We start from the raw sequence: 26,236 nt of genomic DNA, 5'->3' as shown, positions 1-26,236 counted from the left end.
GGGGAGTTTTTCCTCTCCGGGGCGTGGAGGCGCGGGAGCCTTAAGGTTCCTGTTTGTGCCTCGGTAATCTTCAGGAACTGAAATCATCGTGCTGCAACTGCAGCACCTCGATCAATAAGGCACATTTCGGTGCCCCGGTTCTCTGGAGGTAACCATGAGTGGCCCAGTGGGCGGCGAGTCGCGGCCGGCACGGCCCGGTGACCCGTGCCAGGCCCGTGAAGTGCTCGGCATCGTCGGCGACAAGTGGTCGCTGCTGATCGTGCGTAACCTCAGCCAGGGGCCGCGCCGCTTCACCGAACTCAAGCGGGCCGTCGACGGGATCAGCCAGCGTATGCTCACTGTCACCCTGCGCGGCCTGGAACGCGACGGGATCCTCACACGGACCGTCCGCAACGTCATGCCTCCGCACGTCAGTTACGAACTCACTCCGATGGGCAGGACCCTCCGCGAAGCCGCCGCACCCCTGTTGGAGTGGAGCATCACGCACCTGACGCACATCGACGCCGCCCGCGCCGTGTACGACGCCCGCGCCGACACCTCGCCCGCCTGACGCCCGCCCGGATGTACTCACCCATCGGCAGGTACGGCTCGATGAGCTTGCCCTGGTCGTCGGTGCACTGTCGCCATGTCACACCCCGCGTCCTATCGCGACCAGCCCCACCAAGGCAGCGAAATACGCATACTGATCACGACCGCACACAGGCCCTAGTGCCAACTGGGCCCATTCGTCACACCCGGCCGAGGAGCCGCGGTCACTCCTGGGGAGTCTCGGCGACCTTGGCTTGGCGGCAGCAGCGGCTTCGCGTCGCCCGGCGAGCTTGGTGAGCACGCCGTCGAACAACTCGCTCACCTCGGCGGCCGAACGAACGCGCTCTCCCGGCCGCCGTGACGATGTCGCCCAGGACGTCGACTTGCACCTCGGTCCCCTCGACCGGCGCCGTCACCGTCGGCACCGAGACGTCTCGCACTCGAGACAGCGGCCCGGCGGCCGCAACCGTGCTCACGATGGGGATCCAGCACAGCGGAGAACCTGCAACTCCTCTGCGGTTGGTGCAATCGACGCAAGGGCGCGGGCTTGACGATGGGATAGCCATGGGGCGTCCGGTGGAGTCAGGCAGTAGGCCGGACGTCCTCGCGGAACTCCTCGGCCTGGGCACTGCAACATCCTCCAGGCCGCTTCTCAGCAAGCCAGGTCAGGTGTCACCCAACTCTGCAGCAATCCCTACGGGACGGACAAGGACGAGTACTGGGTGGCCTTCCCTGAGTTCGCGCACTGCGACGCATCCAAGGTGACAGTGTCGTGCACCGTTCCCAAGCCGTGACCGGCTGGTACGACACGACGCAGACTGGGGCGGGACAGCATGAATGCGCCGGCTGGTCATATGCGGTGGAGCAGGGCTGGCCCTCCAAGGCTTGGTGGGCTCACCCCGACGTCTCTGCAGGCGGGATCGAAGTCTTGCACCTGACCCCGAAGCCGGACGACCCACCCAGGGAGTGCTGGTACTACCGCGACGGCCAAACGGTCGGTCGCTTCGACATCGGCGACACCCCAGACGAGGGCATGGCGTTCCTGCTCCCGGCGTTCGAAGAAGCCGGACTTCTCGAAGATGACGTGAGCGAGGAGTTCGACTCGTTGCGTGCGACCCTGACCGCCTTGCAGCAGTACTTCGGGCTGTCACTGCCACGCCAGGAGATCCTGAACGGCCAGCTGCCCGCAGCGGTGACAGCGACCGTGCCGCCAGTAAACCTGGGGGACTAACGAGCAGGCCATGAGCAGACGCCAGGCCCGGCCGAGGCTGGGCGCCGGCCGTTGTGAGAACCGTTGGTCGGTGACGACAGGAGCGGCCTATAGGCACGGATGGCTGCATCCGGGGTGCGGTCCGGAACACGGTTCGCGCTGCGAGGAACTTCAAGCCGAGACTGATGGGCCGACCGCCTCGTACAGGAAGCGTGGCCAGCACTGACGTGTAGCCGTGACACCTTGCCCTTCCCCGAGAACCGTGTGCCGCCCACGACCTACGAGGGCATTCGGAACTGGGATGAACTCGACCCCGCCCGCCACCCGTTCGCCTGGGACGAGGAGGAGGACACCCACCTCCGCTCGCTGGTCCGCGAGTGGGTGCCACCTGCGCTCTCCGGTATGGCGGGCTGGTGGCAGGGCGAAGACTGGTGTGAAAGTCAGGTCGACGCGATCATCCGGGAGCGATACGGCAGCTGGGCCTGGGGATGGAGCTGGTGCTACCGCGACGGCGGGCCCATCGGTAGCTGGGTCAGCGGGCCAAGCTCGGTGACGAGCCTTGACGAGACCGCAGCACGCGTCGTAGCCGCGATGCGACCGCTGATCTGGTCGATCCGCTCGAGGATGGCGGCCTTGATGCCGCGCCTGCGCAGGTAGGAGCGGATCGTCGTGGACGAGTAGCCCTTGTCCGCGACCACCCGATCGGGCCGGGTCCTGGGACGGCCGGGCCCGTACCGGCTGATGCTGATGCGGGCCATGACCTGCTCGAACTGAGTGCAGTCGTTGACGTTGCCGGCGGTCAGAGTGAAGCCCAGCGGCCGGCCCTGCCCGTCGCAGGCAAGGTGGATCTTCGTGGTCAGCCCGCCGCGGGACCGGCCGATCGCCTCACCCGGCCAGAGCCCCCTTTCGGGCCCCGGCCGCATGCTGGTGAGCCCGCACGGTCGTGGAGTCCACACACACCACCGTCCAGTCCACAGCACCCATGGCATCGCGGTGCTGCTGGACGTGGGCCAGGAGCCCGTCCCATGTCCCGTCTGCCGATCAGCGACGAAAGCGTTCGTAGACCGTCTTCCACGGCCCGCACCGGCCTGCCCATCCGGGGCGGGAGAAGCAACGGCTCGATCACCGCCCACGACTCATCAGTCAGCTCATGACGACGCACCACGAACAGACCAACGACGCCACCACTTTGCGGACACGATCTAGCCCTCGGCGGATGGCTGCGTATTCCAGGTCGACCAGCCGTACATGGTCCGCGCCCCGAGGTTCAGGGTTGTGATACCGACATCCTGCGGCGCCACGGGGAGCGGGAAGGACGGTGGGTGTGGAGGACCAGCAGCGCCAGGGCGCTGGTCGCCGCGGACCAGGTGAGGGAGAGCAGGCCGTGGGACCAGGGGATATGCGGGGTCAGGGCTGAACTCAGCGCCAGCTGGTTCACGCCGTACAGGGGAAGCGCGGACACGCCTGCCACATCCATGAGTGTGTTGAAGACGGGGTTCTGCAGGCCGGTGTCGACCAGGCTGAGCATGATGATGAGGAAGAAGCCCTCCAACTCGCCCCGGACCAGGGAGCCGAGCAGAAGGCCGATGCTGCCGTAGGCGAGTCCGGCACCTGCGAGGGCCAGCGCCAGAGGGCCCGCGCGGTGTACGGGCAGCGAGATCCACAGCAGGCTCGTGGTGTACGAGGCCAGCAGGACGGCGGTGAGGGCGACGGCAGAGAGTTTGGCGAGCAGCATCGGCAGCCGGGGGTAGCCGGCCAGCAGCAGTCGGCGGTCCATCTGCCGGGACAGGAAGGTCTCCGTGAAAGTGATGAAGCCGGCGACCATGGTGACGGCGCCCAACGCGCTGGCCACCTGGCCCACCTGGCTGGCACGGGCGGAGACGGGGGAGCTGATGGCATCCAGCCAGACGCGCACCACTCGGTCCGAGGTGCACAGGCGTGCCACGGCGATCCAGATGGGGATGAACGCGACCGCCAGAACCAGGGCCAGCCGGTTGCGCAGGTGGCCCCTTAGAGTGCAGCGTAAGAACTCGGTGAATGCAGTCCAGGACAGCCTCAACGGTCGGCCTCCTCGAAGTGCAGACGACCCTGGCGCAGTTGAGCGATCACGTCGAAGTGGTGCAGATCGTGCAGCAGGTGCGAAACCACGATGATCGACCGGCCCCGGTCACGCAGACCGGCGGCCAGCGTCCAGAACCGCTGGTGGGTGTCCCAGTCGAAACCCTGATAGGGCTCGTCGAGGACCAGCAACTGCGGATCGTGCATGAGGGCGATCAGCAGGTTCAGCTTCTGCTGTGTTCCGCCACTGAGCTCACCTACCGGCTGTCGTCGGCAGCCGGTCAGCGCCAGCACTTCCATCAGCTCGCCGGCCCGCTCCAGCGTCGGCAGCCGGTAGGCCATCTGGAACAACCGCAGGTGCTGTCCGACGGTGAACCCATCGTTCAGTACCGCCCGTTGTGGGCAGTAACCCACCGCCCCGGTCCGCGTCACCGTTCCACTGTCAGGCGCGAGTTGTCCCACGGCGATCCGCAGCAGCGTGCTCTTGCCCGCGCCGTTCTCTCCAACGACTCCGACCAGCGTCCCGGCGGGTACATCGAGGTCGACGCCGCGCAGAACCTGCCTGCCGCCGTACCCCTTGCAGACTCCGCGGATCCGCAGCGGCGGCCGGTGGCGCGTCGTCGTCACTGCCTGCACATGGGCCCCCTCGATGGATCGGACAGGTGTGGCGAGCCGGCGCGCTACTGCCCGGTGTCCAACGAGTCCGTGCCACCGCCGTAACGGCGGTCTCCCGCTGTCCCGTTGAACAGCCGGACCGCCACTCCACATGTTCTGGGCCTCCCGCGCCGGCCGTGACGTGAGCCGCGGTCCGCCGTTGTAGGAGGCGATGCCCCCGACACCAATGCGAGACGTCGCCGCTCCCGTGATCGTGATCGGAGCCGGCCCCCACGGCCTGGCGGCAGCCGCGCTGCTGCGCCGCTCCGGAGTACCGGCCGTGGTCCTGGAACGGTCGGACCGCGTGGGAGCGAGCTGGGCGCAGCGCTATGACCATCTGCACCTGCACACCCCTCCCGGCGCCTCGAAGCTTCCCGGCCTGTCGGTACCGCGCCAGGCGGGCCCGTGGGTGAGCCGGGACGACTATGTGCGATACCTGGAGCACTACGTCGCCCATCACCGGCTCGACGTCCGGGTGACCACCCCGGTGCAACGCGTCGAGCGGGCCGAAGGCGGTTCGGGAGCACAGTGGCTCGTCCACATCCCCGACGCTACGGTGGCCACCGGTGCGGTCGTGGTGGCCACCGGCCGCTGCCACACCCCGAACACCCCCGACTGGCCCGGGCGTTCGACTTTCACCGGCACGCTGCTGCACTCGGCCCACTACCGCTCTCCGGCCCCCTACCGCGGGCGGGACGTCCTGGTGGTCGGCGCCGGAAACAGTGGTACCGAGATCGCCGCCGTCCTGGCCGGGGCCGGAGCCCAACAGGTACGGATCGCGATCCGTACCCCGCCCAACATCCTGCCCCGCTCCAGCGCCCGGTGGCATGCGGTCGGTCGGCTGACGGAGGCCCTCCCGCTCGCGTGGCGCGACAGCACCTCGCTGCTCACGCAACGCTTCGCGGTGCCCGACCTGACCTCGTGGGGACTGCCACGACCGCGCTCGGGCCTGTACACCCGCAATATCCGCGAAGGGGTCAACCCGGTGCTGGACCATGGCTTCGTGGACGCCGTCCGGTCCGGACGGGTCGAGCCGGTCGCAGCAGTTCAGGCCTTCGACGGCCCCGAAGTGCTGCTGGCCGACGGTGCCCGAATCCGACCCGACACGGTCATCGCAGCCACTGGCTACCGGCCCGGTCTGCACGACCTGGTCGGGTCCCTGGGCGTACTCGACGAGGCCGGGCAGCCCCTCACCGTAGGGGCGAGGACCCTGCCGGGAGCCGCACGCCTGTACTTCGCCGGATACACCAATCCCCTGACAGGCGTCCTCCGCCAGGCGGGCATCGACGCACGCGCCATCGCCCACGCGTTCCGCCGCGAGGAGGCGCGGGCCCCCCTCCCCGCCCCTCGCGTCGGCGACCGCGCGACCGACACACGCCCCGATGGACACCCACCGAGCTGACGCCGCCCCGGAGTCCCGGCCTTAGGCCGGGACCGCCGCGCGGTGCCGGCAACCGAGCGTGCCGCGAAGGGCAGGGCGCCCACGAGGACCTTGGCGTGGAAGGTCTTCCAGGCCATCGGCGCTCTCGACGAGGAGATCGACGTGTTCCACGCACCAGTTGTCGCTGCCGGAGAGCGATGACACTGGCTCGCCGGCCGGAGTCGCCTCCCGTGTGGCGGGCGCCTGAGAAACAAAGTTCGGCTGCTGTTCCCGCCTGGCGGGAGGGAACGCTGATCAGGCTTTTCCCGCAGGGCAGGGCCGTGTGGCGTGGCCTCCATGATGGATATCGCGATCATTCGAGCCGGGCAGATGCACCGCTACCACCTGCGCCAAGTCGTTGTCGGAGACGGTCGCCGACCGGCCCGCACGCCCCTGGTCCAAGCCCAGGAAGAGGCGGGGGTCCCGGCCGGGCGATGGATGGGCCGTGGCCTTCCTGTCCTCGGCCTGGCGGGGGGCGACGTCGTCACCGAGGCACAGCTGCGCAACCTCTTCGGCGAGGGCGGGCACCCGCACGCCGACGAGATCGAGGCCGACCAGCTCGCTGCCGGGAAGAAGCCCGCGGCCGCGCGCCGGGCGGGGCGCTCGGGCGGCGGGTGAAGGTCACCGGATTCGATCGACCTTCCGCCCGCAGCCGACCCTCACCCTCCTGTGGGCGCTCGGGGAGGAGGACACGCGGCGGGCGATCGAGGCCGTACCCGAGCGGGCCATCGCGGCCGTGCTCGCCTGGATCGAGGACGAGGCCGCGATCATCCGCATCGGCGCCCAGGGCGTCTACAAGGTCCGCCCGGTGCACGGTCTGGTCGCCGCGCGGTTCCGCCACTACGAGGCGCGCTCCGGGATGCCGCTCCTGCACGACCATCTCCTTCTGTCCGTCAAAGCCCAGCGCCCTGACGGCAAGTGGGGCTCGTGTGGGTTCGCGCTTCGTGTGTCCCTTTCCCATTGACGATGGCCCTTCTCCGGTCCGAGGGACAACGCGATGAGACGCACTCCTGTCCTGTCGCATTCAAGTTGTTCAAGGGGCGCGTTGTTGCTCCTGTCCCGGATCTTCTGCCCCACCGCGGATGAGACTTCTGCGAAAGCCAGGTCATTTGAGAACGCTGGCCGCAGGCGGTCTCAATCGACCTGGCAACTGCGCTGGTCAACAACCCATCACACGCCAGACGCAGTGCGACAGGACAACTCCTGCCGCCGGGACGAAGGCGGTGAGGCAGCGCCGCACGGTGCGGGAGATTAGCCTGCGGAGGCGTTGGATTGAGCAGTAGTGTCGGTAGCGTTTGGTAACCGTTTTTTAGGGGGACGGTGATGGCCGGACAGAGCCAGAATTCGAATCAGGACGACGAGCATGGGATAGGTCTGGTCGCCGTGTTGGGCATGCTGCGGAGGGAGCTGGCGGAGGCTCAGTGTGAGGCGAAGTCGGCGGGAGTCACGTTCCCGGTCGAGTCCGTCACGGTCGAGTTGCAAGTGGGCCTGACGCGGGGGAAGGACGGCACGGTGGGTTTCAAGGTGCCGTTCCTCGGCGCGGAGGTGGGCGGTTCGGGGAGCATCGCGCGGGAGACGGTACAGACAGTCACGCTGGTGCTGGGGACGCCACAGGACAGAGACGGCAAGCCGATGAAGGTGGCTGACGAGCACGAGGACTGGAAGAACTAGGAGGTGCAACGAGCTATGTCGATGGCGGGGCGTGTGGTGGAGGTCATCGCAGAGCATGAGAGCTGCCCCCGCTACCGCTACGGGTCGGGGCTGCTGGTCGGCAGAGAGGTACTGACGGCTGCGCACGTGGTGTGTGGTGCAAAGAGCGTGAGTGTGCGTGGGCCAGACAAGGTTCTGCGGTCGGCGCTGCTTGAGGGCGCGTTGGTCGGCGACCCGGACGGCTGCGACATGGCGCTGCTGCCGGTGGCGGACGGCGACGAGGCAACAGGGGTGGAGCCGGCCTTGGTGCGCCGGGACGGGCCGGGGGGCGAGATCGTAGAGGACTGCTGGGCGGTGGGTTATCCGGTCTCACAGGAGGTTCGCAGGGACGCGCCCGTGCCCAGCCGGATCGTGCGGGAGACGGTGGAGGTAAGGGGCTGCATTCCACCGCTGAGCGGTCTGGTGGAGGGGCTGCTGTCGCTCAAAGTCACACACGAACCGCGTGCGTTGCCGGAGCAGAGGATACGTGAGGGGGAATCGGAGTGGTCCGGCATGAGTGGGGCGCCGGTCTTCGCGGGTGATCTCCTGGTGGGGGTGGTGGGCGAACACGCGCCGGCGCGCGGCACCTCGGACCTCTCGGTCGTCCCCTTCTCGAATCCGGATGCCGCGCCGTGGCTGCGTCGGCTCGGCGTCACGGATCCGGGCGCGCTGCCGATGGTGCCCCGGCTCGCCGCACTCGTCGCCGACGCACGGCTGCCACCGCGGCCGCCTCCCAGTTCGCTGCTGCGGGGAGAGTTCGGGATCGTCCCGTTTCATGGGCGGGAGGATGAGCTTCGATGGCTCACCGAGTGGTGCCAGGACGCGGGCCAGGCGTCGGTGCGGCTGGTCACCGCGCCCGGTGGCCAGGGCAAGACCCGGTTGGCGCGCGAGCTGTGTCTCCGCATCGGACCGGAGTGGACGGCCGGGTTCGTACGTCCCACGGCGACAGAGCAGGAGATCGCCGCGCTGGCCCGGCGTCGCGGGCCCTGCCTCCTGATCGTGGATTACGCGGAGACGCTGGCTCCCCAGATCAGGACGATCGTCAACGCCTTCACGACCGCGCCACGTCTGCGCCTGCTGCTCCTGGCTCGCTCGGTCGGCGACTGGCTGGACAAACTGCGAGAGGACGCCGACGAGTCGCTGGCCGCGCTGCTGCTGGGCGCCGACGAGCTGGCGCTGGAGCCGTTGCCACCGGATGTGGACGACCGCCGGGCAGTGTTCCGGCAGGCCCGCGACGCGTTCGCCGACCACGTCGGCATGGACTCGGCGACGGTAGCGCCCCCGCCCGACCTCGACGAGACGCGCTACGGACTGACGCTGACCCTGCACATGGCCGCCCTGGCAGCGCTGCTCGACGTCGCGGACGCCGACGGCAGACCTGACCCCCACCCCGCCTGGCGCGACCCTGCCGTCCGGGTCCTCGACCACGAGCGCAGGTACTGGCGCCGCGCCGCCGCTGCCTTAGACCTCGACCTGGGCACGGAAGTCCTCGACCAGGTGGTCGCCGTCGCTACGCTCTACGCGCCCGCCGACCGCGATGCCGCCAACCGTTTGCTGGCTCACCTCGGCGACCTCGCCGATCAGCCACAGCTGGTCCGTAGCCGCTGTCTTGCCTGGACCGCACAGCTCCACCCCGGCGACCGGCCGCTGCCCCCGCTCCAGCCCGATCTCCTCGGCGAGGAGCACGTCGCCCGCGTGCTGCGGCGGACCCCCGAGGTTGTCGAGGCGCTGGCGCCCGTGGCGAAGGAGGGCGAAGTCCGCCAGGCTCTCCGTGTCCTGGGCCGTGCCGCTCCACGCCACGACCACCTCGTCCCGCTTCTTACGCGCCTGGTGCACAGCGACCCCGCCCTCCTGCCTCTCGCGGTGGAGGTCGCAGTCGAGCTCCGCGAGCCTGGACCGCTCGTCGCCGCGATCGCGGAGGATGTGTCGCCACTGGACGATCCGGCCACCCTGCTCGGGGTGATCCACGCGCTACCGACCAGGACCGTCGCGCTGGCGGACCTGGCACTGCTGGCGCACCAGAGGCTGGCGGACGTCCTGGAACCGGTCATCGACCACTCCGAGTTCGTCGGGATGCTGGTGAACCTCGGTCGCCGGTTCTATCACGTCGGCGCCTACGATCAGGCCCTCGCCGTCGGGCGGCGGGCGGTCGCCGCGCTGGACGGCGCACCTGATTCGGCGTCGCGAGGTGATGACCTGGTACTGGCGCGAAAGGTGGTGGCCGACGCACAGGTGGCCTTGGGCCATCCCGAGCAGGCGCTCACCGCGGACCGCGCGGCCGTCCGTCACTACGAGCGGCGCTACGACGCCGACCCGGCCGGCTATCGGGGCGAACTGGTTCACGCACTGTGCGATCTGTGGAGGGGCCTGACGGCCCGGCAGCGGCATCGGGAAGCGGCGAGATACAGCGCTCGGCTCCTCAATCTCGTACGGGAGATGTCCGGCGACAGTAACCCCGAGTCGCAGGTGGGCATCGCCCGGTCGCTCCAGAGCATCGCCGACTCCATGGTGGAGACAGGCAACATCGACCAGGCAATAGCCCTCGCCCGGAAGTCCGTACGCCTCGCGCAGAGCCTGGCCGTGTGGCGCCCGGATGCCTACCGAGGCACGCTCGCGTCCGCGCTGGTCGGCACCGCCGGCATCCTGGGGCACTGCGGACGCCCCAGGGAGGCCGAAGAACTGGCCCGTGAGGCCGTCGAGATACGCGAGGTCCTCAGCACTCGGCGGCCAGAACGCTACACGTCGGAGTCCGTCAGCGCTCGCGACCTCCACGCGGGGATCTTGTTCGATCTCGGTCATACGGCGGAGGCGTTCGACGCGATGGTCACCTGCATCCACGAGCTGACGCCGCACCTGATACGCCAGCCCGAAGCACACCTGTCCCAGACCGTGCACCTGATCGGCAATCTCGCCGCCGCCGCGACGCGAAGTGGCCGCTACCATCGCGCCTTGGAGCTCCTGAACGACATGGAGACCTGGTGCCGGTCCGCCTCGGAGGTATCAGGCCATCCACCCTTCCCCCACACCAAGCGCCAGCGCCTGCTCGGGGCGATCCTCGCCACCCGCTGCACCATTCAGCAGGACGCCAGGCAGTACGCCGACGCCGTACACAGCGGCGAGCAGGCCGTGGCCGCGCTTCGCGCGTCGATGGGCGAAGACCCCACAACCTCCAAGACACGCGCCGACCTCGCGGTGGCCTACGCCGACCTCGCCCTGGCGCAGGGACACAGCCAGCAGATGGCCGCCTGCCTGGACTCGGCAGCCAAAGCGGTCGAGACGATCAGGGCGGCCCAGGACGCACGCCCTGCCCAGAGAGTGAACATCGCAGTCGCGGTCACCTCGCTCGTCCGTGTCCTCCTGGACGCCGGGGAAGACGTCGCGGCGGAGAAGTACGCGCGCGTAGCGGTGGACATGCTCCGACCAGAGGCCGTCCTGAATCCCGCCAAGCGTGCCGAACTGGCCATAGCGCTACACCAGCACGCGGTGACTCTGAATCGCGGCGGCTCCCCACGTCGGATCCACGTGATCAACGAGGTCATCAACCTGCGGAGCCGACTCGCTGAAGAGGATCCGTCGCCGCAGGCGCAAGAGGACCTGGACCTGGCGTTGCGTTTCCGAGGCAACATGCTGCGACAGATCGACGACGACATGACGCGGGACGTGAGAGGCGCGTCAACGCCGGCCGAGGCCGCGCTCGCTACCCCGCGCAAGGCGCCCTGCCCCTGCGGCTCCGGCCGGAAGTACAAGCGCTGCTGCGGGCGGTCGCCCGTGTAGCCCCGTTTTGCCTGTGGCCCGAAGTCCACGGCGCCGCGTGTATGCCCAATGGGACACAAACATGAGACGGAGACCAATATGACAAATCCGTTGCCGATCACTCCATGAGCGAAGCGCTGAAGCTGGAGAGGTCCTGAAGTGCGAGTTCAGTGATCGTCTCGGAATGTAGTGATGGGCGTGGGATTTACTTATGTCTGCGTGGCTGGACTGGGGCGGCGACGGCCCCTGACGACCTGCCACTCGGTCGGGTGAAGACTCACTGCGGCGGAACCCTCCCGGGGACACCCGGCGTAGTGCCGTACATGAACGAAGTGCACGTAAGCCGGCTGGCCTGGTCGACGTCGCGGCCGCCGACGACGCCACCGCGCTCGCCTTCCAGCAGCTGCTCGCCGACCGGTGGGCGACGGCGAGCAGCGGAGCACACGACCCGGGACGCGGGCGAGTCCGGCGTTCGGCTGCGCTGCTACCTGGACCTGCGCCAGCTCCATTTCCTCGACCTCCTCGGCCTGGAATCGACGCATCCCGCTGGCCAGAGACCTGAACGAGCTACCTGTGGCGCGCCATGCGCCCTCCTGGGAGTGTTGACGGCATAGCCCACAACCAGGGGTGCGCCGCCCGTGCAGGTGCGCGTCCTTCCCTCAGCGTCGGTGGGGTGTACGGAGGATGACCAAGTGGCCGCCGGAGGCACGTGTCCTGTGGCAAGCTCATCTCCCTTGGGGAGAGGAACAACTGATGACTCGTTACCAATGCAGATCGTGCTCGTATCAGAGCGACCATCTCGGCGAGGCTCAACAGCACTCGCACCAGACGGGCCATGTTTGCATCGGCAAGGACAGTGCCGGGCCAGCCGGAGGTATGTTCGGCAAAGCCAAGGTCGCGGTTAAGGTCGGCGCCAGCGTTGTGGCCGCCACCACCATCGGACTCCTCACCTGGAAGTACAAGGGGCTTCAGGAAGAGCACGAGGAGCTCCAGACGAAGCACGAGGGGCTCCAGTCCATGGCTGCCGGACTGGTCGTGCAGTTGGCGGAGTCGACGGCGGAGAACGAGAGCCTGAAGTCGGAGAACGCCTACCTGAAGTCGGCCACCGGTGCCTCGAAGACGCTCAAGAGCTACGACTGCTGAGTGAGGGCGTACTACGGGTAGTGCCACTGGCGGACGGGTGCCCCGGAGCTCGATGCTGTTGGAAGGTCGAGCGGGTGCCCAGCCCGGTGCTAGACCCATTCTCCGCAGGTCACCCATTCGAGAAGATCAACTGATCGCAGCGGGCCAGCCACCGATCAGCGCAGCGGTCCGAGTTGCGGAACAACGCGGGAACGGCCGCTCAGACCGGGAGCTGTGGCCTGGTGTCGGGTCTGGCGGGGCGGCGAGGGTGCGCTATTTTCGTACCGCATGGAAGACACCCCCCCCCCACTGCGTCAGGCCGTCCTCGCCTGGCTCGAACAGGCACGGGACCTGCCCTCGATACCCCAGGCAATCACCGATGTAGCTCTGTCGACGCAGCCAGAGTTCGATGCCGTGATCAACGCGGTGGCGGGCGCCGCGCCGAAATCCGAACACCGCGACCTGTACGGCAAGGCCGATGGTGACTGGGCGCCCCGATGGTCCACGCTCCTGAGCGGATCAGGGCTGGGGGACGCAACCCGTCTGGTTGCCCAGGGGGCGATGGTGCCGGTGGAAGAGGTTGCGGACAGCTTCGTCGCCTTCTGCACGGCGCCCGCGCCAGCAGTGGAGGATGCTGTTGCTGACTGGCGACCTCCCTGAGGGGACACGGATCCCGCTGGGCCGGTACACCCTGCAGACCTTCACCGCCGACGAACTAAGGCAGTTGGGCCCGATGCCAGCCCTTTACGGCCTTCAGTCGGGCGGGCTCGACCTCCGTCTCCTGGCTGGTGCGCCGTTCGTCCACGCCCCCGATCCGGACCGTGCCTCGGACCGCAGTGGCGCGCCCTGGTTCGGCCCGCGGCCCGCGGCCGGAGGCCCGGCACTGGAGGGCGCTGCTGCCACTGATCCTGTGGAGCCCCGAACTCCTGCATGTCGACGCGGTGTTCGACGTCGAGCGCGGCCGCGAGTTCGGGCTGCACCCAAACCACGTGCCCACCACCCTCCAGATCTACGAGGACCACGACGGCGGGTACGAGGAAGTCGAAGTCCGCGAGACTGGCACCTTCCACGTCACCCAGGCGCAACTCCCGCGCCTGCAAGCCTTCTGCGCCGCCGTGACCGCAAAGATCGATGCCGTCATGGACGGCGCCACCAGCAGCCGAAGGCTGCCCAGGAGGCGCGCCCTGCGCCTGGAGCGCGCGGCCCGGCACCTGCTGCAGGCCCACCAGCGCACCCACAGCGACTACGGCGTGTGGGAGCAGGAGGCCGACGAGCTGCACCTGGACTACGTCATCGCGCTGGAAGCCCTGATGGCCAGCCCTAACCACCAGTATGAGGGCGCGTCAGCGAAAGGATCCGGTCCCGTGCAGCCGCCCTGTTCCTCACCCCGTCCCTGCGCCAGCAGGTCGAGGCAATCGTGCAGGAGGCGTACAGCGCGCGTTCCAAGTACGTGCACGGGGACGTCCTCAAGGACCAGGACGAGGGCAAGAAGCTGGCCGCCCTGCGTGACCTCAGGCTGATCGTGCGACAGGTCGTTCTGCGCTGGCTCGTCCTCACCCCCTGCGACACTGAAGACCTCGCACCCCTCCTCGACGCCGCCGCTGTCGGCACCGGCCGCGAACGAGCCATCGAAGCGAGAGCCACAACGGCTACCAGCTCGGAACATGGCTCGCCGACAAACGCAAGCGAGCCACCGACGGCAGCAGAAACTGCTGGCCCAGATCGGCATCACCGCCGACGCGGCTCGTGTGGAAGGTCTGTCATCAGTGCGAGCGGGGCGTCATTTCGAAAATCTCGTTCTTCCCGGAAGTGCAGCGGCAGGGTCTTGGCACACGCCTCGTCGACAGGGCGCTCCTGGACGGTCCCGGGTACCGCTGGACGACCAGCAGCCAGTCCCCGGATGGTCGGGCGTTCTTCCGGGCGATGACGGCACGCACCGGCGCCGAGTTCGCGCCAGGAGCCCGGACGTGCGAGCACATCCTGGAGAGTCGGCCTGGACGCCATAAGCCGGTACTGGACCGACGCCTTAACCGGGCACGTCGTTGACTGCCGGCGCCTCACCTCGGACTGGGGAAGAGGCGCTGGGGTGCTTTCTTGTCGCAGATGCCGATTGACCCGGTCGGGCGTGAGGCTCGCTGAGCCGGGAGGGTAGGTGCCGCCGCTACCGGCATGCAGGCGCCTTCGTAGGTGGGCCAGGGGCGGTACGGGGCGATGTCAGCGGGGTGGGGTGCTGGCAGCAGTCCACGGGGACGGGCCGGGGAACTGGTGGCTGTCATGGGGTGACCGGGTGGCTGTCACGGTGTGGTTAGCAGGTCGCGGTCCAGCTGTGTTGGGTTTGCCTGTTTTTGTACGGGTGAGTGGCCGGGGCGGGTGGGGTTGGCCGTGTGACGGTTTTACAGACCCCGGTGGGGGAGACGGTGCCGGGTCCGGCCGCTTCGGCGGCGGGCGGGCGGGTGGAGCGGGCTGTGGTGGTGCGGCGGCTGCTGGCGGTGGACCGGGACGAGGGTGGTCTGTCGGCGTTGCATGTGCGGATCGCGGCCGGTTTGGCGGGGGTGACGGAGCGGACGGTGTGGCGGTGGCTGGCCGAGGGACGCGAGGGGCGGGCGGAGGCGCGGCCGCGGCAGGGCGGGTTCACGGTGGGCGACCCGTTGTGGGAGGTGCTCACCCAGGCTGGCGGGAACGTCGCCGAGTTGCGCCGAAGGATGCTCCGGGCACAGGAGGAGGGCGTTCTGGAGCGCTGGGGGGCGGACTTGGTGCCGTCCCTGGCGACGCTGCACCGCGCAATCAAGGACGAACTGCGTGCGGGCCGGGTGCTTCAGGTCGCCCGCGCGGCGTCGGGCCGGGTGGAGCCGAGCCGGTATGACCGGGCACTGGCCGAACTCGGCTTCGCCGATGGTGCGGACGGCCCGCCTGTCGTGGACGGCCGGATGCCGAGCCGTCCGGTACGGATGGTGAGGAACGGCCCGCCGCGGTGAAGGCTGCTACGCGTGCCCGGGTGTCCGGCGGGGTGCGCCTGTACGCGCCGGGGGCCCGGCTGGTGTCCACGCGGCAGGCGGCCCAGGTGGTGGAGGCGGTGGGGCACACGGTCGCCGCGCGGGGGATCGGCTGCGTGTACGGGGACACGGGGCTGGGGAAGACGGTCGCGGTCGAGCAGGCTCTGCATCTGTTGCCCGGCCGGGTGCCGGTGTGGCGGGCGGTGGTGGGGGTCAGGCCCGGGCTGCCGCAGGTGCGGGCCGCGTTGTGCGAGGCGCTGGGGCTGCCGTCGGGGTCCCTGACCCACCGTGCCGGTCCGGCTGACCAGGCGTTGGCGGAGGCGCTGGGCGAGCCGGGTGTGCTGTTCCTCGATGACGCGCAGCGTCTGTCGCCGCCGGTGCTGGACTACCTGCGGCAGCTGTGGGATTCGCCGGGCTGTGCGGCCGCCTTGGTCTTGTGCGGGGCGGGCAGTGAGCGGGCGGTGGCCCGGGCAGCGGCGATGCGTTCCCGGGTCCTGACCTGGCACCAGGTCAGCCGTCTCGATACGGAGGACGTGCCGCGGACGTTGGGTCTGTTCCACCCGGTGTGGGAGGACGCCGATCCGGTCGACCTGGTGTGGGCGGATGAACAGACCGCCCGCGGCAACTTCCGTACCTGGGCGAAGATCACCTCGCATGTCTGCGCTGCCCGGGGCCGCGACCCTGGTGCGGGTGTGGAGCGGGACGCGATCGACCAGGCCTGTGCCCGGCTCGGCCCATACCCATGACGGCCCCTCCCACGTGCCCGGAGTACCGGTTTTGACGGCAGAGAACCTCATCCCGTTTGGCGAGGAGGGAAACGGCGCGATGACGGACAGAGGACCGCAGGCCCCCGACGGCGGCCACGGCGTTGACGCGGGAGGGCAGCGGCTGCCCACGCCGGGGGATCCGGCCGGCGTGCTCGGAAAGCAGTCGCTGGTTGCGCTGCGGGCGCCTGCGGTGCGCCGCCTGCTGGCGCTGCGGGCCCGGGGCGGTCTTTCGCGGCAGCATGTGCGGCTGGCGGGGGAGTGCCTGGGGCATCGGAGCGCACGGTGTGGCGGTGGCTGGCCGAGGCGTCCCAGAGTCCGGCGGCGGCTGCGCACCCCGGAGCCCGCCACACGAGCAGGTTCGAGATCACCGCGGAGATCCGGGTGCTGCTGGCGTACTGGCACGGCAACGCCTCCGCAGTCCACCGCCAGCTCATGGAGCGCGCCGTGGCCGAGGCCGGGGGCCCACGAGCGCAAACGTCCGGCGCTGCCGTGCCTGTCCCGCCGGACCTGGTGGCTGTTCCGGGCGGGGCGGCCCTGTCGCAGGTGCCGCTGCTGGATCCGGTCCCGTCCCTGTCGACGTTCCTGCGCGCGCTGCGCCGTGACCTGACGGCGGGGGAGCGCGCTGGTCTCGCCATCGGTCCGCAGGCAGCACGCGCCCATGACGTGTTCGGCAAGCGGCCGGCGTCATGGCGCAACTACGCCTGGGAGACCGACCACGTCCAGGCCCCGCTGCTGGTCGACGCCGACGGCGACCTGGTGCGCCCGTGGATCACCTGGTTCATCGACACCGCCACCAAGGTCATCACCGGTACCGCTGTCACCCCGGGTCATCCCTCTCGCGCGTCGGTGCTGGCCGCCTTGCGCGCCGCAGTGGTGCGGGACGAGCCCTACGGCCCGGCCGGGGGAGTACCGGAGCTGGTGAGGATGGACCGGGGCAAGGACTTCCTGTCGGCCGCCGCCACCACCGCGCTCGGCGCGATGGGCGTGACGGTCAAGGACCTGCCTGCCTACAGCCCGCATCTGAAGGGCACGGTGGAGAGCCTCAACCGGGCTGCGGACCGGATGCTGTTCGCTGCCCTGCCCGGCTACACCGTCGGGCCCGCCGGGCCGCGCTCGGAGCGTCGCGGACGTACCACGGGAGCGGTGTCTGCCCTGTCGTTCCAGGACTTCACTACGGAGGTCCTGGAGTGGATGAACTGGTGGAACACTGCGCACCGCCCGAAGGCGCTGTCGGGCCGTACGCCGCTGGAGGCGTGGCAGGCCGATCCGACCCCTGTCACCGACATCCCCGCCGCTGGCCTGTGGGCCTTCACCCTCGAGGACGACGGCCGGCCGAGGAAGCTGACCAGCCACGGCGTGAGCTGGCGCGGCCGTACTTATACCGCCGCGTGGATGACCGGCCAGGCCGGCCGCCAGGTCCGCGTGCGCTGCATGCCGCATCACGACCACGAGATCGAGGTCTGCGACGCCCGTGGCCACCACCTCGGCCCGGCGCACCTCGCGGACGCGGCCACCTCCGAGCAGTTGCAGGCGCTGCGCGAGGCAGGTGCGGAGCGCGCCCGGCGCCTGCGTGCCGACGCGAAGGCCGCCGAACGCCTGCGACGTCAGCGATTCGCCCCCACTACCAGTGCGGAGCCCGCCCAGCGGCTGGGTGCCGTCACGGCCGCCCAGGCCGAGCGTGAACTCGCCGCCGCCGACAACACCGACGTCGCACGGCTGGCACTGCCCGACCTGATCCCGCCTGCCCCGCCTCCGGCGCACTGGCGCACCTCGCCCACCCTTGCGGCCAGCACCGCGACGCCCCCGCCCGCCGCCGTTCCAGCAGACCCGTCGGCGGACGTTGCGCCGGAGCCCGGTTCCCGACCCGCAGGAGACGCCTGATGACCGCGGCCACCTACCAGTACGTCGACCTGCCCGACGCGGCCGTCGTCACCACCCGGGCCCTGCTCACCGCGCGGGAGAACATCACCGACACCGTCGCCGCACGCGCCATGATGTGCATCCACGGCGGCGCCGGCCACGGCAAGACGCTCGCGGTCAACACCTGCCTGCACGACCTCGAAGCCGCAGAGGACGTCCGACGGGTCACCTTCCGCGCCCGCCCCACCGCCCGGGCCGTGCGCTACGAGCTGTTCACCGCCCTCGACCTGCCCGGCGAGCCGCCCCGCCACCCCAGCGAGTTCGACCGCCTGCTCAAGAACGCCCTGGCCGAACACCCCCGCACCTTCCTGGTCGACGAGGCCCAGTGGCTCAACGGGGAGGCGTTCGAATACTTCCGCTACCTGTGGGACGAGCCCGCCACCCGCTTCGCGGTCATCTTTGTCGGCGGCGAGGGCTGCCACACGGTGCTGCGCCGCGAACCGATGCTGTCCTCCCGCATCTTCATCTGGCAGCACTTCACCCGCCTCACCCCCGCCGAGGTCCTGGAGGCCATTCCCCTGTTCCATCCGGTGTGGGCCGACGCCGATCCCGACGACATCGCCTTCGCCGACCAGCACGCCGCGCACGGCAACTTTCGCGCGTGGGCCCAGTTGACCGCCCACACCCGCACGGCTCTGACCCGCACCGGCCGCTCCCGTGTGGATCAGGAGCTGCTGCGCTGGGCCTTCAGCCGCCTTGCCTGACCACCACGCCGCCATGGCGCCCGCCGTGCCCCCGCCGTCCGTCGCCGTGGTCATCGACGCGGGCGATGATGCGGTCCACACGCATACAGCCATGGTCGCCCACCATCCGTCCTCCGGGCGGATCACCCTGCACCCCGGCCCGGGCACCACCAGCGAGACCGGCCTCGCCCACGACCTTCTCGCCGCCCTGGGCAAACCGCCCCTGCTCCCGGGGCGTTTCCCCGCCGGCCGTCAGCCCGCCTGGGAAGCCGCCGCCGCCTGGATCACTGCCCTGCCCGTCACCCGGCTGACCGTCCTGCGCGCCCACCGCCTCACCGCCCGCCGCACGATGCGCCTCCTGCAGCTGCGCGCACTCACCGGCATCCACCTGACGCTGGTCTGCCACCGCCCCCATCTGCCCGCCGCCCTGCACCAGGCGCTGCAGACGGCCGACTACTGCGTCACCGCCGACTTCCAGGCCGCCCGCCGCCACTACTTCGGCGCGACCGCCCCCGTACCCCAGCTTGTTGACCAGCCCGCCCGACCGGCTGACCGGTGGCTCACCCTGCCCGTGCTGGACCGTCTCGTCTCCTACGACAGCCCTGCTCCATGTACCGCCCCGTGCGCGCCGCCGGCGATCACCTTCCGGCACCGCCCGGCACCCGCACCGCTCACCGAGCAGACAGCCCGGGAAGTCGCCCGACGCCTGGCCGCCGTGACCGCCCACCCCCGCTTGGCCGCGGCGCTCGCCGCGGCGCTCTTCACCGGTGTCTCCGGCGACTACGACGACGCCTCGGCCGCCTTGGCCCTGCATGACCGCGCCCGCTACACCGACGGCTGCGCCTCGCACCGGGTGCCGCCGTGGGCGCGCGTCTTCCTGAAGGCCGCCGCCTGCTTCGCCCGGCTCGCTCCTGGCCAGGACCAGCATCTGCTGGCCGGCCCCCACGACCGCCTGCGCGTGGCGGAGGCGGCCAGGCTCCGCCCGACCCAGCCGCCCGCCAGCCAGCGCACTGGTCCTGTCGGCCGTATCCAGTGGGACTGGCGTGAACGTAAGGAAGCGCAGTGCTACGACGCGATGCTGACACGGCACCAGATCCCGCCCTCGTCCTGAGCCCGAAGCCAGGTGCACGTCAGTCGATGGAGAAATCGGCGAACTCCACGTCGGTGAAGGCGATCCCGAGACCGTGGGCGCGTCGGCCTCCATCCCGGAAGTAGGCATGCCCCAGAGCACGGGCGAGGATCACAATCTGCTGCTGCTCGCCCCCGCCGGCGTCCCGGGCGGCGAACAGCTCGCGGGCCACTTCTCCCGACAGGTACTGGGTGATCAGCCGTACTCGCGGATCGTCCGACGAGCCTGCCGGAGCGGCGAATCCGAACCGCGCCCTGGTGTGGAAGACAAACCCGTCGGCCTCGGCCCGGGCCCTTCGGCGGGCGCGCACCAGGGGCTGCCACCGTGCCCTGACGGCCTCATCGATCAGCCCCGCATGCACAGCACTGGGACGGCGGCGCATTCCCGGCCGGGTGGTGACCCACCTCTGTACCGTGCGCTGGGAGATCCCCAGGAGGAGAGCTACGTTCTTCGTGGAGCCCTTCTCCGCCCTGAGCAGGCAACGCACAGCGGCATCCCTCGTAGGCACGGGACGGGTCAGTAACGCCCGCTCGAGCCCTTTGACGATCTCACCCATGGTCGCCCCCGAGCGTTCTGCCACCGCGATGGATGGTGCACGGCGGCCGTCTGCCCTCCCAGATCTCTCACACCAAGCCGCTCTCCTCGGTCAGTTCAGGCATAGCCAGGACACCAACTGCGGCCCTCGGCTACAGAGCCAGCAGTAACCCAAGCCTGAGAACGCCCTTCCCGAAGCAACCGTGAACACCCCAACCGCATTTACGCTATCCGTACGCGTTTGGTACGCGAAATATGCGCTTCACGCTAGAGTCTGGGTAGGAGGTTCTGTATGTCCGAGCTGTTCGACGCGGTCGACGCGCTGGTCTCGTCCCGCTCCACGCTGCCGCCCCCGGCGGAACGCAAACGGCTGCGCCAAGCGCACGGTCTGACGCTGGATGAGGTGGCCGCCGCACTGCAGGTGCGGCGGGCGACGGTCAGCGGCTGGGAGGCCGGTAAGACCGAGCCGCGGCCGCCGGAGCGTGATGCCTACGCCCGCCTGCTGAAACAGCTCGCTCAGCTCTACCCCGCCAACGTCCCGGTGCCTTCTGGGGACACGGCGGTCCCCGGGACGCCTGCCGTCCCGGCCGTTTCTGCGCCATCGGTCGCTGAACCAGCCAAAGCTCGCACCGAACCCGCAGACCGGATCCCGGAGCCTGTTTCCGAGGACACCGCGCTGCGCCCCGCCGCTGTGCCGTATCCGGTGACCACGACCAGGCCGACATCGCGTCGGCCGCCCGCGCGTAAGACCGTCCCCGTCGGCAGCCCAGCCGGTGGTGTCGATACGCGGTTCGAGAACGGGCCGCTCGCGGTCGTCGACGTCGACGCAGATGGTCAGGTGCGGGCGTACTGCGTCGGCGGCCTGGTCCTGGGCGTACCGGCGAAGTCGATTGCGGCCCTGGTGGAGTGGACGCTGAGCGAGGGGCGGCTCGGTCAGCCGAAGTTGTCCGGGCCGGGCAAGGACGGCGATCCGCTGCTCGTACTCACGGAGGCTGCGCTGGAGCACTACGGCCTGCCAGTCACGCTCACAAAAGAGGAGCGCCTGGCCGGGCGGATTCCGGAGAGCCACAAGGTCATCAAGCAGTTGACGCGCGCCAACTGGCAGCTGACGAAGCGTGGCTTCGGACCATGGGCGAGGATCTACCGCCCCGCGCAGGGTTCGGAGCGGGCGTGTGTGCAGTTGTGCATCCCGTCGTGGGACGCGCTCGACACCCGGCACTGGGCCAACACGGGGCAGCTGCCACCGGCGGATCTGGCCCGGCTGCTGGGCACGTATGCGGCCCGGGTGATGACGCCGCGCGGCTCCACCGCCGTCACAGGCCTGGAGCTGATGACCGCCCTGCATCCGCCGACCCGCGCCTCCGAACCCGATGAGACGGGGAAGCGGCACTCCGAGCACAACCCCGGCTCGCTGGGCAAGGAGCCGGTGGACTGCGCACCGTGCGAGGCCCCCGACGGCCACCCGCTGCTCGCAGACCTGCCGCGTTTCCACCACCGCACTCCGGCGGAGGTCCTGGTGGAGGAGGCGTACGACTGGGCGCGCCCGCTCACCGACGCCGAATGCCTGCGCCCTCACCTGGTGGGCATCGATGTGAACATGGCCTTCGCCGCCGGCGCGAACGGCCTCACGGTCGGCCTGGGCGCGCCGACGCACGTCAAGAACCCCGTCTTCGACGCGAAACTGCCCGGCTCCTGGCTGGTCGACCTGTCCCACGTCGACCTGTCGAGGGTGAAGGTTGCCAAGGACAAGTGGGCGGAGCTGGACGGCAGTCTGCTGCCGAGCCCGTTCACGCCGAAGGGCGAGCGCCCGGCGGGTCCGGCCTGGTACGCGACGCCGACCGTGGCGTACGCGGTGGAGCTCGGCTACGACGTGACGCCGATCGAGGCGTACGTCCGCCACGACAACGGCCGCTACCTGGACGGCTGGTACAACCGGCTGCGCGATGCCTACCTCGCCACGATGGCCGACCTCGGGGTGGGCGCCGACCTGGCGCCGGAAGAGTTCCTCGCAGCGATGGACGGCTACCGGCAGCGTGACCCACAGCTGGCGGTCGTAGTGTCCGCGATCAAGGCGACCGTGAAGGGCGGCATCGGCAAGCTGCGCGAGCGCCCGCGCGGGGAGGGCTGGAAGCCCGGGCAGCCGTGGCGGGCCCTCGCCCGGCCCACCTGGCGCCCCGACATCCGCGCCGCCGTCATTTCCCGGACCCGGATCAACATGCACCGCAAGATCGTCAAGCACGCCGCCTTCACCGGTCAGTACCCGGTGGCGATCCTCTCGGACTGCGCCGTCTACGCCTCCGACGGGCCCTCCCCGCTGGACTTCCTTCCCTACCGGGACGGCAAGCCGCTGCCCGGCGGCTTCAAACTCGGAGTCAACCCCGGGCTGGTCAAGCACGAGGGCACTCAGAGCGTGCTGTGGGGCGAGGGCGTCCGCGAGCGGTTCAACGCCCCGGAGCTCAACCTCGCCCGGTACATCAAGGACGGCACCGTCACCGACGTCGACAGCGGGGAGTAGCAGGTGATGAGCCTGTTCGGGGACGGCCTGGACGCCGCGGTGCAGAAGGCATTCACCCGCCCGGCACCCAAGAACGCGGGCCCGCAGATGCGGTACCTGGTCAAGCAGCTCAAGGGCACCAAGGCGGTCGCCCAGATGCTGCGGATCTCGCAGCGCACGGTCGAGCGGTACGTGAAAGACCAGATCAAGAAGCCCCGCCCGGACCTCGCCGCCCGTTTGGAGGCCGAAGTGAAGAAGCGGTGGCAGCCGCAGATCCGTGCCCAGGCGCGGCAGAAGGCGGCGACCACCGGCGGCATCGTCATCGACACCCGCGCCCGGATCGGCTACACCGCGCCGATCGGGACGACGGACGAGGACCGCCTCCGGCACTTGACCGTGGCGCTGCCGCCGCAGTACGCCGCCCGCCTCTTCGACGCCCAGGAGCAGGGCGCCAGCGACCAGCAGCTCCAGCAGATCGCCGCCGAAGCGCTCAAGGAGGTGTACTTCCAGGACAACGGCCGCCGCGCCGGCCAGCTGGAGTCCGTCCGCTTCACCGGTATTGAGCACCTCGAGTTCGACCTGTAGATCCCGAACAGCCGCGAGCCCCGCCGACCGTTCGTCTGCGCGCCCGTCAACTCCATGGTTTCGTAGGTGGGAGCGGACAACATTTGTCGGCGGTTTCCGGCAGCACTTAGCGATCACTCGGGTCGGAGATGTCGATGAGAAGTGACAACACCGGAGGCCGCAACTGATCCATGCCGTGTGCCTGAGTGAGTTGATCTAGACCCGGACTTGAAGGGCCGGATGGCGGTGGGGAGCTGGCAGTGAAGGGGCGTTGCTCAGACTCACACGTCGCGCTGCGAGGCGCCGAGCACACGTCGTTCTTCTCGACCTTGATCTGCCTACCAGGTGACCGGGAGTTCATGGACGCCGTAGACCGTCATGGCCGACCGCAGTGGCACTTCCTCGGGCGCGACAGTGAGACGTAGTGCCGGGAAGCGGCGAAGCAGTGCGGGGAGGGCGATGCGCATTTCGGCGCGGGCCAGCCGCTGCCCGAGGCACTGGTGGAGGCCGTGACCGAACGCGAGGTGTCCGGCCGTGGAGCGGGTGAGGTCAAGCGCGTCCGGGGCGGCGAAATGGTCAGCGTCCCGGTTCGCCGCGGAAAGTGCGACGGTGACGGACTCGCCAGCCTTGATCAGGCAGCCGTGGCTCTCGATGTCCTCGAGCGCGACGCGGACCACGTGCTGGATGATCGTGAGGTAACGCAGCAGCTCCTCGACCACCGCAGGGGTGTCTTCCTCCTTGTCGCGGACCTCGGCTAACTGTGCGGGGTTGGCCAGCAGAGCGAAAGCGCCCAGCGCGAGCATGTTCGTCGTTGTCTCATGCCCGGCGATCAGGAGCAGGAGCGCCAGTCCGGCTCTCTCGTCCGCAGTAAGTCCCTCGTGCGCAGCGAGCCCGCTGAGCACATCTTCCTCTGGCCAGGAACGCTTGTGGCGCAGCAGGTCCCGCAGATATGCCATGAGCTCCCTGACCGCCTCTTGCCGGTGTTCCGCTGTGAGGTCGATGTTCAAGAGCGTGGCGGCGTTCCGCTGGAACCCCTGCCTGTCGGAGTAGGGCACCCCGAGCAGTTCGCCGATCACTTGTGACGGGATCGGCAGCGCGAATGCCTTGAACAGGTCGGCCGGGCCCCCGGCGAGCTCCATCGCGTTCAACTGGTCATTGACGATCGCTTCGATCTCCGGTTCGAGGAGCTTCATCCGGCGCACCGTGAAGTCACCGGTGAGCAACCGCCGATAGTGGTCGTGCTCGGGCGGGTCCATGCGGAGGAAGAATCCCGGCGGCACGGGCGTCCTTGCCGGCTGGGCAACCGGTGAGCGCATGTGGTCCGGGCGGACGCTGAATCGGGGATCTGCCAGGATCGCCCGCGCTGCGGCGAAGCCGGTCACCAACCACCCCTGACCGCCGTCGACGTAGGTCATCCGATGGATTGGGCCGAGTCCCTGCCGGCGGTGCAGTTCCTCGGGCGGGTCGAAGGGGTTCTGGCGGGCCGTGGGCATGACCGTTGCCGGGGATGTGCTCTCCATCGGCCGCTCCTCGGTCGGTACGGACCTCCCGATAAAACAGCACTCGATGCAAAACGTCAATTAATGCAAAATTGCATCACATGCGGTAGGGTGCTGTCGTGACCAGCGACCCAGGGCTGCGCCAGCGGAAGAAGATGCGCACGAGGCAAGCGCTCATCGAAGGCGCCCTGCGATTGTTCGCCGAGAAGGGTTACGACCAGACAACCGTGGCGGAGATCGCGGCCACCGCAGACGTCGCGACACGGACCTTTTTCAGCTACTTCGACAGCAAGGACGACATCGTCTTCTTCGACGACAGGTCGCGGCTGGAGCGCGCGGTCGAGATCATCGGAGAACGGCAGCCCGGCGAACCGGTGGCCGACCTGCTGCGGCGCGTCATCGACCAGAGTGTTTTCGCGGACACGGACTCGGAGTTGGCGCGGAAGGTCGGCCCGGCTCGGACCCGGCTGATTGCGTCGGTCCCGGCACTTCAGGCGCGCGAATTGCACCTGCTGTTCGACATCCAGCTGCAGCTGACCGAAGCGCTCCACCTCGCTTGCCCCGAGCTGGACCTCGTCGAGGCCGCCGCGGCGGTGGGCTCGCTGGTCGGGGCGATCAAGGTCGTCGTCGCCGCATGCCAAAAGCGGGGCAACCGGCCGGAGCAGACCTACAAAGCCGTTCAAAGGGCCACCGACATCGCGATCGACGGCCTCAACTCGCTCCCCCGCCCGGCTTAGCGTGTTCAGCGCACGCGCACTCGGTCGTGGCATGGGTAGCGGTGAACGCAGCCTCTGGCCGGTTTTTGGGGCTCGGACGGGTCAGCCTGAGACTGCGCTCTGCGCCCGGGCGGCCCGGGTGCTGGCGAGCCGGTAGGAGTCGGTGCCGGTCTCGATGATGTTCCCGCCGAAGGTGAGGCGGTCGACGATGGCCGCGCAAAGCCGCGGATCGGTGAATGTCTTTGTCCACCCTCCAAACGACTCGTTGGAGGCGATGGCGACGCTGTTCTTCTCCTCCCGCTCCGTCAGCACCTGGAACAGCAGCTCAGCGCCCCTGCGGTCCAGCTCCATGTAGCCAAGTTCGTCTATGCAGAGCAGATCGACGCGTCCGTAGCGGGCGATGGTCTTGGTCAGGATCTTCTCGTCCGCGGCTTCGACCAGCTCGTTGACCAGTTTGGTAGCGAGTGTGTAGCTGTCGTGGTTCGTTCTTTCTGATCGGTGGC

General features: G+C 69.4%; 23 protein-coding genes and 4 pseudogenes. 21 read left to right on the top strand and 6 right to left on the bottom strand.

Annotation, left to right across the window (positions count from 1 at the left end; translation table 11 throughout):
• Positions 1-154: 154 nt before the first annotated feature.
• The 3 genes and pseudogenes from OHU35_RS00190 (at position 155) to OHU35_RS00180 (ending at position 1,759) form a co-directional block, all read left to right on the top strand.
• Positions 155-550 (top strand): winged helix-turn-helix transcriptional regulator, encoded by a 396-nt coding sequence (locus OHU35_RS00190; RefSeq protein ID WP_405504061.1) that lies wholly within the window; start codon positions 155-157, stop codon positions 548-550.
• 456 nt (positions 551-1,006) lie between these two features.
• Positions 1,007-1,090, top strand: a pseudogene (locus OHU35_RS00185) (HNH endonuclease); the annotation flags it as partial.
• Positions 1,091-1,300: 210 nt separating this feature from the next.
• On the top strand, positions 1,301-1,759 hold the full coding sequence (locus OHU35_RS00180) for a hypothetical protein (RefSeq protein ID WP_405504059.1): 459 nt from the start codon (positions 1,301-1,303) through the stop codon (positions 1,757-1,759).
• Positions 1,760-2,328: 569 nt separating this feature from the next.
• Here OHU35_RS00180 and OHU35_RS00175 read toward each other — a convergent pair.
• The 3 genes and pseudogenes from OHU35_RS00175 to OHU35_RS00165 all read right to left on the bottom strand — a co-directional run.
• Positions 2,329-2,824, bottom strand: a pseudogene (locus OHU35_RS00175) (IS5 family transposase); the annotation flags it as partial.
• 181 nt (positions 2,825-3,005) lie between these two features.
• A complete protein-coding gene (locus tag OHU35_RS00170) occupies positions 3,006-3,590 on the bottom strand; it encodes a hypothetical protein (RefSeq protein ID WP_405504057.1) in 585 nt (194 codons plus the stop codon).
• Positions 3,591-3,793: 203 nt separating this feature from the next.
• Positions 3,794-4,423 carry an ABC transporter ATP-binding protein gene (locus tag OHU35_RS00165; RefSeq protein ID WP_229873554.1) on the bottom strand — a complete coding sequence of 210 codons (630 nt, stop codon included), beginning with the start codon at positions 4,421-4,423 and terminating at the stop codon, positions 3,794-3,796.
• Positions 4,424-4,622: 199 nt separating this feature from the next.
• On the opposite strand from OHU35_RS00165, the gene OHU35_RS00160 reads away from it, so the two are divergent.
• The 15 genes and pseudogenes from OHU35_RS00160 (at position 4,623) to OHU35_RS00090 (ending at position 19,908) form a co-directional block, all read left to right on the top strand.
• Positions 4,623-5,852: a flavin-containing monooxygenase gene (locus OHU35_RS00160; protein ID WP_405504055.1), complete on the top strand. Its 1,230-nt coding sequence runs from the start codon at positions 4,623-4,625 to the stop codon at positions 5,850-5,852.
• Positions 5,853-6,167: 315 nt separating this feature from the next.
• Positions 6,168-6,488: a relaxase domain-containing protein gene (locus OHU35_RS00155; RefSeq protein ID WP_405504053.1), complete on the top strand. Its 321-nt coding sequence runs from the start codon at positions 6,168-6,170 to the stop codon at positions 6,486-6,488.
• Positions 6,433-6,834, top strand: coding sequence for a relaxase domain-containing protein (locus OHU35_RS00150; protein WP_405509140.1), 402 nt, complete (start codon positions 6,433-6,435; stop codon positions 6,832-6,834). Before OHU35_RS00155 ends, OHU35_RS00150 begins: the two co-directional genes overlap by 56 nt.
• A gap of 359 nt (positions 6,835-7,193) precedes the next feature.
• Positions 7,194-7,541 carry a trypco2 family protein gene (locus tag OHU35_RS00145; RefSeq protein WP_405504051.1) on the top strand — a complete coding sequence of 116 codons (348 nt, stop codon included), beginning with the start codon at positions 7,194-7,196 and terminating at the stop codon, positions 7,539-7,541.
• A 33-nt stretch (positions 7,542-7,574) separates the two neighbouring features.
• Positions 7,575-11,333: an SEC-C metal-binding domain-containing protein gene (locus tag OHU35_RS00140; protein ID WP_405504049.1), complete on the top strand. Its 3,759-nt coding sequence runs from the start codon at positions 7,575-7,577 to the stop codon at positions 11,331-11,333.
• 259 nt (positions 11,334-11,592) lie between these two features.
• Positions 11,593-11,727 (top strand): annotated as a pseudogene (locus OHU35_RS00135) (DUF6207 family protein); the annotation flags it as partial.
• A 61-nt stretch (positions 11,728-11,788) separates the two neighbouring features.
• Positions 11,789-11,926, top strand: a complete 138-nt coding sequence (locus tag OHU35_RS00130; RefSeq protein WP_405509139.1) for a hypothetical protein — start codon at positions 11,789-11,791, stop codon at positions 11,924-11,926.
• 307 nt (positions 11,927-12,233) lie between these two features.
• Positions 12,234-12,455: a hypothetical protein gene (locus OHU35_RS00125; protein WP_405504047.1), complete on the top strand. Its 222-nt coding sequence runs from the start codon at positions 12,234-12,236 to the stop codon at positions 12,453-12,455.
• A 267-nt stretch (positions 12,456-12,722) separates the two neighbouring features.
• The gene (locus tag OHU35_RS00120) at positions 12,723-13,094 is read left to right on the top strand and encodes a hypothetical protein (protein ID WP_405504045.1); all 372 of its coding nucleotides are present in this window, start codon (positions 12,723-12,725) and stop codon (positions 13,092-13,094) included.
• A 161-nt stretch (positions 13,095-13,255) separates the two neighbouring features.
• On the top strand, positions 13,256-13,954 hold the full coding sequence (locus OHU35_RS00115) for a hypothetical protein (RefSeq protein ID WP_405504043.1): 699 nt from the start codon (positions 13,256-13,258) through the stop codon (positions 13,952-13,954).
• Between the two features lie 864 nt (positions 13,955-14,818).
• A complete protein-coding gene (locus tag OHU35_RS00110) occupies positions 14,819-15,409 on the top strand; it encodes a hypothetical protein (protein WP_405504042.1) in 591 nt (196 codons plus the stop codon).
• A complete protein-coding gene (locus OHU35_RS00105; protein ID WP_405504040.1) occupies positions 15,406-16,173 on the top strand; it encodes an AAA family ATPase in 768 nt (255 codons plus the stop codon). Before OHU35_RS00110 ends, OHU35_RS00105 begins: the two co-directional genes overlap by 4 nt.
• Before the next feature lie 279 nt (positions 16,174-16,452).
• Positions 16,453-18,075, top strand: coding sequence for a Mu transposase C-terminal domain-containing protein (locus tag OHU35_RS00100; protein WP_405504038.1), 1,623 nt, complete (start codon positions 16,453-16,455; stop codon positions 18,073-18,075).
• A complete protein-coding gene (locus OHU35_RS00095) occupies positions 18,075-18,818 on the top strand; it encodes an AAA family ATPase (protein ID WP_405504037.1) in 744 nt (247 codons plus the stop codon). The genes OHU35_RS00100 and OHU35_RS00095 overlap by 1 nt, the downstream gene beginning before the upstream one ends.
• Before the next feature lie 13 nt (positions 18,819-18,831).
• Positions 18,832-19,908 (top strand): hypothetical protein, encoded by a 1,077-nt coding sequence (locus OHU35_RS00090; RefSeq protein ID WP_405504036.1) that lies wholly within the window; start codon positions 18,832-18,834, stop codon positions 19,906-19,908.
• 19 nt (positions 19,909-19,927) lie between these two features.
• On the opposite strand, the gene tpg (OHU35_RS00085) is transcribed toward OHU35_RS00090, so the two are convergent.
• The gene (gene tpg / locus OHU35_RS00085) at positions 19,928-20,482 is read right to left on the bottom strand and encodes a telomere-protecting terminal protein Tpg (RefSeq protein ID WP_405504034.1); all 555 of its coding nucleotides are present in this window, start codon (positions 20,480-20,482) and stop codon (positions 19,928-19,930) included.
• Between the two features lie 270 nt (positions 20,483-20,752).
• Here tpg (OHU35_RS00085) and tap point away from each other — a divergent pair, with 270 nt between their 5' ends.
• The gene (gene tap, locus OHU35_RS00080) at positions 20,753-22,975 is read left to right on the top strand and encodes a telomere-associated protein Tap (protein WP_405504033.1); all 2,223 of its coding nucleotides are present in this window, start codon (positions 20,753-20,755) and stop codon (positions 22,973-22,975) included.
• A gap of 6 nt (positions 22,976-22,981) precedes the next feature.
• Positions 22,982-23,539, top strand: coding sequence for a telomere-protecting terminal protein Tpg (gene tpg / locus OHU35_RS00075; protein WP_405504031.1), 558 nt, complete (start codon positions 22,982-22,984; stop codon positions 23,537-23,539).
• A gap of 317 nt (positions 23,540-23,856) precedes the next feature.
• Here tpg (OHU35_RS00075) and OHU35_RS00070 read toward each other — a convergent pair whose 3' ends face one another.
• On the bottom strand, positions 23,857-25,038 hold the full coding sequence (locus OHU35_RS00070; protein ID WP_405504029.1) for a cytochrome P450: 1,182 nt from the start codon (positions 25,036-25,038) through the stop codon (positions 23,857-23,859).
• A gap of 98 nt (positions 25,039-25,136) precedes the next feature.
• On the opposite strand from OHU35_RS00070, the gene OHU35_RS00065 reads away from it, so the two are divergent.
• A complete protein-coding gene (locus tag OHU35_RS00065) occupies positions 25,137-25,754 on the top strand; it encodes a TetR/AcrR family transcriptional regulator (protein WP_229873432.1) in 618 nt (205 codons plus the stop codon).
• 81 nt (positions 25,755-25,835) lie between these two features.
• Here OHU35_RS00065 and OHU35_RS00060 read toward each other — a convergent pair.
• Positions 25,836-26,207 (bottom strand): annotated as a pseudogene (locus OHU35_RS00060) (ATP-binding protein); the annotation flags it as partial.
• Between the last annotated feature and the right edge of the window lie 29 nt (positions 26,208-26,236).

Origin of the sequence: Streptomyces purpurascens, assembly GCF_045040895.1 — a bacterium.
GTDB lineage: Bacteria > Actinomycetota > Actinomycetes > Streptomycetales > Streptomycetaceae > Streptomyces > Streptomyces purpurascens.
Note: the sequence above shows the minus strand (reverse complement) of the source record. Positions and strands in the feature narration are given on the sequence as shown.